At 59.9% G+C, this 3,147-nt stretch carries 3 protein-coding genes; 1 reads left to right on the top strand and 2 read right to left on the bottom strand.

The genetic code is table 11. The annotated features are described in order from the left end of the window. The first annotated feature begins 187 nt into the window (after positions 1-187). Positions 188-448, top strand: coding sequence for an Arc family DNA-binding protein (locus C266_RS28300; protein WP_010804323.1), 261 nt, complete (start codon positions 188-190; stop codon positions 446-448). A gap of 9 nt (positions 449-457) precedes the next feature. Here C266_RS28300 and C266_RS14315 read toward each other — a convergent pair whose 3' ends face one another. Then, entirely contained in the window at positions 458-1,936 is a 1,479-nt protein-coding gene (locus tag C266_RS14315; RefSeq protein WP_246831192.1) for a DNA circularization protein, read from the bottom strand. 14 nt (positions 1,937-1,950) lie between these two features. Beyond that, on the bottom strand, positions 1,951-3,147 hold a 1,197-nt coding region (locus C266_RS27935; RefSeq protein WP_010804326.1), incomplete at its 5' end, for a lytic transglycosylase domain-containing protein.

Here is a 3,147-nt window from a genome sequence, read left to right as displayed (position 1 = left end):
CATCGCGCATCCCGTCCCTGTCAAATCTAATGACAAAGCTCTCCGCTATTTGACTTGGGTAGCGTTTGGCTTCCATTCCATCCCTCCAGTTAATGCCGACTCGGCATGAACAAAATATAGTGCCGACTCGACATCATGTCAAGTCGGCATCATCGAAAATATTCCAAGTCGGCACTATCATGCGACTATGGAAAAGAAGCCCTACCCGAGTGAGACCCAAGAGCGTTTCATAGTCCGCCTTCCCGACGGCCTGCGCGACCGTATCGCTGAAACCGCAAGGCGCAACGGGCGATCAATGAATTCAGAGATCGTCGCGTGCTTGCTCGCCGCTTATCCTGAAATGCCCCGCGCCGCTGGATGGCCTACTCTCGACGACATCATTCGAAAACAGAAGGAAGTTGCCGCACTGATTGAGCAGTATTCCGCCGAACAAGCTCAGAAGAAGTAACCCCCTCGACTATTCGGCCAGCGCCTTGAATCTCGTTGGCAGGAATGCCGGATGAACGGGATTCGCTTGGCTCACCAACTCACCTTCCCGACCGACGTCCCTATAGATGCGATTGGCCAGCGCCAACGCGGGAATCGACCCGCTGAACTGGAATATCGTTACTGCCGCCAGTCCCTGCCCCCGACTGTCGAAGTCGGTCACCACAGCTTGTCGAAGCGTTCGCAGCGATGCATAGACATCGTCCTCACCTTGATCAGCCGCGACTTGAATCTCCGCGTCGATCAGCCCCACGACGGTGTCCCTGACATCAATGGCATCGTCGGCCGAGGCCGGCTGATACGCCGTCGAACTCGTCGCAACCTGAGCGATCGCAGATCGGCGAAGTAAATCCCCCGTCGCACTGCTCATTACCGCCTGGGCTGCTGCGATAGGTGAGCCCTGCGGCACCGACGGTGGCGTGTAGCGCGCCAGCGGCGTAAGCAACCTGATTGCGTCAGCCGGCGAAGCGGCCGTGTTTGCGGTCGCCGTCATGAGTGACTGCGCCGCGCCGCTGAACGCCGACGGATTCGTCCCCGAGTTCACGGCAGCGGCAGATAATGCCGCCCCAGCAGCGGCGACGTTTGCAACGTTCTGCGTGTCCTGCGCAAGGAGACTCGCGACCGTGGCTGTCTTAGGGGCTTTCCCGTTGGACCCGGCATATCCGGTATTGCTACCGCCGAAGAGGCGCCCGAAGTTTCCTGACAGCGTGGAAATCGAGTTGAAGAATCGCCGAACGCTATGCACGAGGCCATTCACTGCCTGGTAAAACCCAACAGCAACACTCACCGCCGTTTTGATCGCTGCGGCTCCAGCCTCGATTGCATCTAGCGTATTTCCGACGAAGCTGAGCAGCGACGAGGCAGTCAGGCCAGAAGCGGCACTGCTCACAGCGTCTTTCGTCGCAGACTGCGCGCTCGGATACAACCGATCGCCGCCGAGAATGAACGTCAGTCGCAACTCGACAACGCGGCCGCGATCCCAGGACGTGCCGATCTCAGCCTCGGTGCAATTTGCCTTGATCTCGCCCCAAGTCGGATGGACCAGTTTGCCAATGCCTGGCGGCTTCGTATTGCCAACGGAGCCACCGCGAATTACGTTCAGAAGGTTGATCTTCTGGGTTGTGACGTCTCCGCCGCCGTAGATCAAACTGTTCTCGACCAGGAAGCCAGTGATCTGCAAGACGTTCGTCTTTAACCCGTTGTCCTCGACCCACGGCCGAGTTTCCTTCTTCGGGTAGGAGTGGACGACGACATTGCGACCGAAAACGCCGCTCTCAGACAAGACCGCGAACGGAACCCCGTTGTAGCTGCATTTGCGCAGTTTGCTCGCGTAGTCGCCACTACCGAACAGGCTCATTAGGCTTTGTGCTGAAGACGCAAGCCCTCTGACTGCCGATGAAGTACCCTTCGCACCTGACGCTACCCCGCCGATGCTGCCCGCAACGTTCACCACGTCAGCTACGCTCACGCCATCTCTCCGATTGCTCGATTGCCGACGCTAGCCGTCCCGGTCACGTTGCCCTGAGACCGCACCTTCGCCGTGGCTGGCCGTCCATCCTGATGAATCACAACGTCGACGTGTACCCGCCCACCATCTGCCGTCACAGGCGACGGAGACTGTCCCGGCAGGTTTGCGGAAGCAATGCGCGGTGAGTTGCTATATAGCCCCGTGCCTCCCATCCGCGCCTGCACTTGCTCCACGTAATTGCGGGTTTCCTGCGGGGCATTCTCCATGCCTTTGCGCTGCAAGTTGCCCTGGCCCCAGTTGTACCCCGCGAGGGCCTTGCTGAGATCGCCGCCGTTCTGCTTGAGAAGGTCCCGGTACATCTGCGCCGCTGTCGTTGCCGACTTCGTCAGGTCGTATGGGTCATCCAGGCCATACTGTTTGGCCGTCCCATCCATGAACTGGAAATGCCCCTTGGCGCCAGCGGACGAAAGCATGTTTGTGCCTCGCCCCGACTCCTGCGCCCAGACGCTATCGAGGAGCCCTTTCGGCAATCCGTACTGCGTCTCAAGCCGCGAAAAAAGTGCGTCCGATTCCGCGCTCGATTTGCCTGTGCCTGACTGAAGGCGAAGACCTGCGGCGATGTCTGCATTCGATTTCCCAGTGAGGCGATCCCAACCTGCCCCCAGAAAACTCATGGCCGGCAGGCTGGCCGACGCTGCCCACCAATTTCCGGCGGCAACATCGCTCGCTCCTTTTGCGGAATTCGTGTCGGGAAGGCCCGCTGCCTTCGCTAATTTCAGGGCTCCCCACGCAGCAACGCCGGCGGCGCCGAGGGTACCCAGCGCGGCGACGGCGCTTGGAACAGCGACCGTCGCAAGCGAAGTGAGATTGCCAATGATGGAGACGATGCCAGCGATCGGGGCGGCAAATGTGATGGCCGCGAGTGCGACTGCGACGCCTTTTACGCCCCCTATCGCGTCCACAAAGCCTGATACCTCGCTGGCAGTTTTTTCCCAATCAACCTGCTCAAGCCACTTTGCGAACCGCTCGACGTACTCCGCGACCTTGGTCGCCGCAACGGCACCGTACTGATCCACCAGGCGCTGCACGACTGCGATGGTCCGCTCCAGAGCGGGTGCCATGGCCTCACCAAACGAGTACTTGAGCTTTGTGCCGGACGCCTCGAGCTTGATCATCTGCTCGTTGTACGCCGC

Origin of the sequence: Pandoraea sp. SD6-2 (genome assembly GCF_000389825.1) — a bacterium.
Taxonomy (GTDB): domain Bacteria; phylum Pseudomonadota; class Gammaproteobacteria; order Burkholderiales; family Burkholderiaceae; genus Pandoraea; species Pandoraea communis.
The sequence above is the reverse complement of the archived record's forward strand: the minus strand, read 5'-3'. Positions and strand labels throughout refer to the sequence as shown.

Bases quoted from the DNA above. Each gene is read 5' to 3' on its own strand.
- C266_RS28300 (WP_010804323.1), top strand. From the start codon at position 188: ATGGAAAAGAAGCCCTACCCGAGTGAGACCCAAGAGCGTTTCATAGTC.